We start from the raw sequence: 7,555 nt of genomic DNA on the forward strand, positions 1-7,555 counted from the left end.
TTGCACTTATATTCTATTGGCAAATATATATGATATTTTCATTTATATCCACATTATAATCATCAATGTATGAGATAAGTTAAGAATTCTTTTGGCGATACTCCTATATATTTCTTAAAAACTACTCTAAAATACTTATAATCTCCAAAGCCGCATTTAACTGCAATTTCATTTATATTATTTTTATTTTTAGCCAACATATTTATTGCCTGCTGTATTCTATATCTATTTAAATAATCTATTACTGTGGTTCCCATTTCTTCTTTGAACTTTATATTTATCATACGCTCGCTATAGCTTACAAGTTCTTCCAAATTATGAATTGTAGTTTTTTCACTGTAATTTTGATGGATATAGGTTACAATCTGTTCTACAACCGGATCCGTTATTTTCTTATTCAAAGTTCCTAAAAGCTCCGGTAGCTGTATATTATCCGTATTTTCATAATATTTCAGTCTTTTTCTGTCATCACATTGTTTAAGTGCCATTTTTATGGTTTCTTCCAGTTCTTCTTCTGAATAAGGTTTTAGAAGATATCCTGAAACTCCGTAATTTATAGCTTCTTTGGCATATTCAAAATCAGAATATCCGCTTATTATAATTGCTGAATATGGTTCAAGATTTTTTGTTCGTTTTATCATTTCAAGACCGTCTGTAATAGGCATATTTATATCTGTAATTACAATATCCGGTTTCAATTCCTCTATGAGTTTTATGCCGTCCTCACCATTATCAGCCTCACCTATCAGTTTTATTCCGAGTTTTTCCCAATTTATAGAAAAAATTATCCCCTTCCTTATTATAACCTCATCTTCTGCCACCAATACACTATACATTTTCTTCCTCCTGCTTTATGTATAAGGTAACCTTAAAGCCTTTTTCTGTATTTTCTATGCTAAGTCCGCTCTTTCCCTTATATTTTAATTCCAGTCTTCTTGCGATATTATGTATCCCGTTGTGAGTTCCTTTTACTTCACTTTCTTTAATTTCTTCTCTAAGTTTTTCAAGTGCCTCCTCTTCCATACCTCCTCCGTCATCAGTAACCGTAAGCACAAGATAATTTTCTTTTTTCTCTCCTACAACCTCTACATCTAAGTACATACTCTTCTTAAATCCATATTTTATACTGTTTTCTATAATAGGCTGTAATGCAAGTTTCATAACTTTAAGTTCTTTTGCCTCATCACTTATTTTAAAATTACACTTAAACCTGTCCTTAAATCTTTCCTCTTGAATAGCAATATAATCTTTTATGTAATGCAAATCTTCCTCTAATGATATTTCTCTTTCAGTACTGCTTATGCTGTATCTAAGTATTTTTGTAAATTTTTCAAGTATTATTCTTGCAGTTTTACCATCCTGAACTATCATATATTTTATCATTTCCAGAGTATTATACATAAAATGAGGATTAATACGGGCTGTAAGCTCTCTTATTTCCGCTATATAATTCCTATGAATCAGCTCTTCCCTCACCCTTGCACTCTCTTTTGCCGTATTCATTGATATTTTTATAACAATAACTGACCATAAACTCCCAAATACTATCACTATTAAAATCCCTACCAGTAAAATTACCTCATTTTTAGGTGCATATATCATAGAATATATCTTTGTTTTTCCATCTGCCAGTACCTTGCTGTTTACAACATAATCCTTTAATTTTTCCTTGTTTTTACCAATTTCAAACTTATTTAATTTATTATCTGCTACAAATCCTTCTCTGCTGGTCATTATTGCATTTTGGTTTCTACCGGTTATTACCCCGTCAAATCTGTATTTTGGAAATACTCTCTCCCAAATAGGGCGTTCTACAAAAAGATTAATAACCATATCATCTCTGCCAATGTATGTATATACTAAATCGGCTGCATAAGTTCTTAATTTATAGATACTGTGATACGGAGTTTCACCTTCTTTAGCATTGGCAACTATTATTTTTAGAAAACTGCATATATGTAAATCACTTTTTTCATCATTCTCAGCAAATCTAATACCACCTTTTCTATCTGTAAGAATAACTTTCATTTCGCTGCCATATATTCCTATGTCTTTTAATTTATATTTTATTTCTGATATATATCTTTTATCGGAGATACATTTTTCACAATTTTCTACAAATTCTTTCTCCATAATCAGATTTTCGCATTGTCTGTTAAATTTATCATATTCTTCAGTTATATAATCTAAGTACATAAGTGACCTTGTTTGGTTAAATATGTATGTACTTATAAATACAACAGCTAAAAGCATAATACAGCCCGTAAAAACTGCAATAAATACGATTTTATAAATGCCATTTATCGTTTTTCTGTTACTTATCATGTTTTTGTTCGGCATAACAATTTCTCCACTTGAAAAGTTATTGTATATTAATTAAGCCACTTACATCTTAAATAATGTAAATGGCTTAATTATTCCTATCTATATACCAAATCTTTTACATCTACCCCCTATATCCATCCGGATTTGCAGACTGCCATCTCCAGCTATCTGCACACATTCTCTCTATTCCATACTCCGCCTTAAAACCAAGCTCCTTCTCCGCCTTAGAGCTGTCTGCATAGCAGGCAGGAACATCACCATCTCTTCTTGGCTTCATCTCATAAGCAAGCTCTTTTCCACAAGCTTTTTCAAAAGCATGGAAAACTTCAAGTACGGAAATACCGTTTCCTGTACCAAGATTATATATCCTTACAGCAGGCTCTTCCTCAAACTTTTTAAGAGCAAGCACATGACCTCTTGCAAGATCTACTACATGGATATAATCTCTTAGGCAGGTTCCATCAGGAGTAGGATAATCATCTCCAAAAATACCCAATTTTTCAAGTTTGCCTACTGCCACCTGAGCAATATAAGGCACAAGGTTATTAGGAATTCCTTTTGGATCTTCTCCTATCATTCCACTTTCATGTGCACCTATCGGATTGAAATATCTTAAAAGGATTACACTGAAATCCTTGTCTGCAACATGAAAATCATTAAACATATCTTCCTGCATCATCTTTGTAGCACCATAAGGTGATGATGCCTTTCCATGAGGCATATCCTCTGTAAGAGGCAGCTTATCAGGCTCTCCATATACAGTGGCAGAGGATGAAAAGATTATATTTTTTACTCCTGCCTTCTTCATGGCCTCTACAAGGATTAATGTACCTGTAATATTGTTATGATAATATTCAAGCGGCTTATGCACAGACTCCCCTACTGCTTTGTAACCTGCAAAATGGATAACTGCATCTATTTTATTTTCTGCAAATATCTTATCCATTGCTGCCTTATCAAGCATATCCGCCTCATAAAACTTAATACTTTTCCCGGTAATCTTTTCTACTCTTTTTATAGACTCCATATTTGAGTTATAGAAATTATCAAAAACAACCACCTCATGTCCTGCTTCTAAAAGTTCTACGCAGGTATGGCTTCCGATATAACCTGCACCGCCTGTAACTAATACTCTCATATTTCCCTCCTGTAGTAAACTTACAGCCTTTCTGCTGCAATCTGATGATGTTTAAGAAATTTGAGTAAATATTCATCCCACAAATTTCCAATTTCCTTAGCCAAGAGAAAATCTGCAACAGATACTCCGGTAATTATGCTAAGTTCTCCTTTTTCAAACTTCAGATTAAAATACATTCCATAATCTTTTTCTGCGGCATCTTGTACTCCAAGTTCTCCTGCAATCTTCTCCGTACCTGACTTAGATAGCCTGAAAACAGCCTTTATAGCAATTGGAATTTTTTTGCCTTTTATCAATAATGCTGCTGCATTCCTTACTTCTTTCCAGCTCACATATTTGGAATCCGTATCTTCCATTTCATCATACCATTCTTTATTTCTTACACCATCTATAGTAAATTTAGCATAATTAACTATTTCAAATGATACCAAAAGAAAACTGTCAAATACCTCTTCCATAAGGAGTTTATACATAAAATCCTTAACTCCTATAATTTTAAATGCTACCATTTACAACCCTGAGCTAAATATAGCCCTTTCCTAAAATTAATATTCATAACACAGCTTAAATATAACTAAAATCTTACAAAAATATATTTTATCACTACAATAACTTTATGTAAAGATAAAAGAGGTAAAATTAGGTAAATTCTACCTGCACAAAGTGGTATTATATTTCGATACTCAAAAACATAACTGAAAAAATTGGTAGAAAGGAAGCCATACGGTACTCCTTAAAAATCCCTGTATGACTTCCCATAAATCTAAATTTCTCAATCAGGACTGTAGCTTATTTCTCAAAAAAATTCCTTGCACTTTTTAAAGAGCTTATTACAAGCTTTATATTATGCATTTCTTTCTGTAACTTTTTAATTTTAGCTTCATTTTTAGTATTCTTCTTTGAAGCCTGTAATTTCTTAAGCTGTTTATTAAGCTTTGCAAGCTTTTTAAGCAGACTGTCGGCAGTAGTTACCTTGCCCTTCTCTATATAAGAGATTGCTCGATTAACATTTTTCTTTATAGACAGGAAAGTCTTATCATTCTTTGCAGCCTTTCTATATCTCTTTAACTCCTTTGCAATATCAAGTTTCTTGGAAGTTGCTTTCTGCAATGTCTTCAGTGCCTTAGTCTCTGTCTTTACTTCCTTTAGTACTCTTAAGATACGTTTGTCCTTTTTAAGAGTCTTTGCAGGCTTATCTACATCTACTGTTCCCTCTATGGTTTTATTCTCAGGTACGTTTACGTTCTCAGAAGGTTTTTTTATTTCTGCTTCTGTTGTTTCACTATTTTCTTTTGAAGGTGCATAAGGAACTACAGGTGCCACACCTGTATTTTCTTTTGAAGGTGCATAAGGAACTACAGGTGCCACACCTGCATTTTTCTTATACTTTCCTTTTTCTAAGTCTTTAAGTACCTTCTTAAGATTTGCCTCTGCAAGTAATATATCAACGTAGCTTGCATCTTCTTTGGCTAAAACAGCCTTAGCCTCTTTAATTTTTTCTTCAAGAACAGTCAAATTATTAGCAGCAATCTTTTCCTTCTTGATATCTTCCGCCTTTGTTACCAGTTCTTCAAGTACCGTTTTATCAGGCTTACTATCTTCTACTTTAGTTTTCTTTAATATCCTAATTTCAGCAAGAGAAGCATATTTATTAGCGTCACTAGGCTTATCTCCGACAGTCTTCAATGCTTTAAATCTTACATTCGTCACATTTTCTTGAGGGTTAAAAGTAACTATATTCCAACCGGATGTATTAAATTTAGAGGTTTTTATATTCCTATAATCCATTTCACCTTTCTTCTTTACCTCTATTCTAGCTATTTCTATTCTTCCATTCTGATTGCCACTTCTCTGCAAGAATCTAACTCCGGTTACAGTATCAGCTTCCTTAAGCGCTATATCAATCCACATATCAACTCGAGCTACTCCTGCCCAGCTTGTATGCCATATTGTACTTTCATTATTATCTATAGCGTACTTTGCCAAGCCTTCACTTTGATATCCCGGCTGCTCACTTCCGGCAGTTGCTATCATTCCATCCAATGAAATGTCATTTGAGTCATCTTCCGGATTGACATCTCTGGTTAATTCCTTTAATAGCATATTCAGATTGTTATAAGCTGCATTTATAGCCTTTTGATTCTTACCATCTTCCTTTAAAGCAACTTCTGCCTTAGCTATTGCAATCTGTGCCTTTTTATAATTTGCACTTGAAAGCTTATCTTTTGTAAGTTCCTTTTTAGCCCTTTCTATAAGAGCAATTAGTTCACTTTCCTGTATAACATCATCTACTCTTGTTATAACAAGATCATCAAGTACAAAATCCTTATAGCCTCCGAAGTTGGCTGCTGCTTTAGATGTTCCCTGTAAATCCGCAGCCTTACCGGTCGAATATATACCAAACCAAGTCTGTCCGGACTCATCTCCTACTATATAGGTCTCATAAGTGCCGTCTGCATCCTTGCCCATAGCCCTAGCCAAAGGTTCAATCTCAGAATCTCTATTTTCTCCTATTCCTTTTACTACAGCGTAAGTACCTTCAGTCCCTGACTGATACTTAAAGCTTATATGATATCTCACACCCGGTTCAAATCTAAAGTTCTGAGGTATGGTCTGAAAAGCTATTGCATTTCTTCCAGTCAAACCATTTATCTTTACTGACCAGTTTCCCTCCAACACATCATCCATCTTCTTCACATCCCAACCTGCCTGTGTATAAGGAGCATGAAGCTCTGAAAGATGAATTCTGTTATCTTCTACATTTTCTATGCCACCAACAACAAATGGATATAAGCCTTGAACACTATGTTCAAAATCCTGTGTAAATTTAACAACCTCTCCATCCTCATCAAAAGTTATGTTATTGGCATCACTTTCTACAACTCTTACATCGTCAAAGTAAGCCTCTCCTTCTCCTGCAAGCTTTGATAAGGTGAGTGTAGCCTCTCCTGAACTTGGAGCCTTAAAGAATACATACATATGCTGGAAATAACTGCTTCCGTTAACCGTAGCACTCTTAGTATTATGTGTATATGCCTTTACATAATTCTTTGCAATTGAACGTATTGTATAATTCTCTGCCAGCTTCCTGCCGCCTTCAGTTATGCTCATTATTGCCTTAGAGTCACTTCTATTATCCACTCCCACAAGCACTGCATATTGTTTACCCGGTGTAAGGTCTGTAAGCTTCTGGCTCATAGAAACTTCACCTTTAAGCTTCATCATAGGGTTGCTGAACTGACTCTTAGCTATTTCTGCTGTTCCTGTGCCTGCTTTTATCCAACTCTCAAGACTACCGCTGTTAAATCCGGCATCTATAAGGTGCATACCCTCACTCCATTTAACAGTCAAGTTTTCTTTACTACCCTTGTAGACTACATAAGGCTGTTTTGCTTCAGCACTTATAGTTATATTGCCATTTACTACAGGTATAGTCTGTTCTTCTTTCTTGCCAAGGTCTGTAAGCTTGTAAATCTTTACATCAGCAAGATTTTTCCAAGAAGCAGGAAGTTCCCAAGTTGTATCTCCTGCCTGATTGTTAAAGTGATACAGTTTCTCATCATCCTCAGGAACTCTCTCTCCTGTTGCTGCCTCCCATACCCAAGGAAGCAAATAGCTCTCAGTTCCCTCGCCTGTATTTATTTCAGGTTCTGCCCCTTTTGCAATTACCTTGCCATTTAATTTAATAGTTCTATTATAAAATTCAGGACTGCCAAATGTATCAGAATCCCTTTCAAGCACCAAAACGTCATCTTTATCATTTTTTAATGTGATTTTCTTGTCAGGTTTATATGTGTAAGGTACTGAATCATACTTATTTTTATAATAATTCCATACACTAATAGATGAATTATATGGTGTACCATCTTCCCATTTTACTATCTTAAAATGCTGTATGAACTTGGTGATAAGGTTATGCTCATAAAGATTCTGTATATAAGCATCATAATCATTTCTTCCCTGCCAGCCTTCAAAGTCCTTCATATTGTAACCGCCAAGCAGAGGGGCAATTGCTGCACCACCACATTTATGATAATTTGCTACCCATGAATCTTTCTGATGGTTACGAAGGAATCTCATAACTACTGAATT

The 7,555-nt window shown here is 34.6% G+C and carries 5 protein-coding genes; all 5 read right to left on the reverse strand.

Going from position 1 to position 7,555, the window contains the following annotated elements; genetic code table 11:
- Nucleotides 1-62: 62 nt before the first annotated feature.
- Nucleotides 63-836 carry a response regulator transcription factor gene (locus ACTTKP_RS04090; protein WP_442552629.1) on the reverse strand — a complete coding sequence of 258 codons (774 nt, stop codon included), beginning with the start codon at nt 834-836 and terminating at the stop codon, nt 63-65.
- Nucleotides 829-2,340: a sensor histidine kinase gene (locus tag ACTTKP_RS04095; protein ID WP_442552630.1), complete on the reverse strand. Its 1,512-nt coding sequence runs from the start codon at nt 2,338-2,340 to the stop codon at nt 829-831. Before ACTTKP_RS04095 ends, ACTTKP_RS04090 begins: the two co-directional genes overlap by 8 nt.
- 106 nt (nt 2,341-2,446) lie before the next feature.
- Complete coding sequence (galE, locus tag ACTTKP_RS04100) at nt 2,447-3,463, reverse strand: UDP-glucose 4-epimerase GalE (protein WP_442552631.1); 1,017 nt, start codon at nt 3,461-3,463, stop codon at nt 2,447-2,449.
- Nucleotides 3,464-3,483: 20 nt separating this feature from the next.
- Nucleotides 3,484-3,972, reverse strand: a complete 489-nt coding sequence (locus ACTTKP_RS04105; protein WP_442552632.1) for a DUF5721 family protein — start codon at nt 3,970-3,972, stop codon at nt 3,484-3,486.
- A gap of 280 nt (nt 3,973-4,252) precedes the next feature.
- The coding region (locus tag ACTTKP_RS04110; protein ID WP_442552633.1) for a glycoside hydrolase family 101 beta sandwich domain-containing protein at nt 4,253-7,555 on the reverse strand (3,303 nt) is incomplete at its 5' end.

Origin of the sequence: Catonella sp., from assembly GCF_052169795.1 — a bacterium.
In the GTDB taxonomy this organism is placed as follows: Bacteria; Bacillota; Clostridia; order Lachnospirales; family Lachnospiraceae; genus Catonella.

Coding starts and splice junctions, on each gene's coding strand:
- ACTTKP_RS04105 (WP_442552632.1), bottom strand. CDS start 3,972: ATGGTAGCATTTAAAATTATAGGAGTTAAGGATTTTATGTATAAACTC.
- galE (WP_442552631.1), bottom strand. CDS start 3,463: ATGAGAGTATTAGTTACAGGCGGTGCAGGTTATATCGGAAGCCATACC.
- ACTTKP_RS04095 (WP_442552630.1), bottom strand. CDS start 2,340: ATGCCGAACAAAAACATGATAAGTAACAGAAAAACGATAAATGGCATT.
- ACTTKP_RS04090 (WP_442552629.1), bottom strand. CDS start 836: ATGTATAGTGTATTGGTGGCAGAAGATGAGGTTATAATAAGGAAGGGG.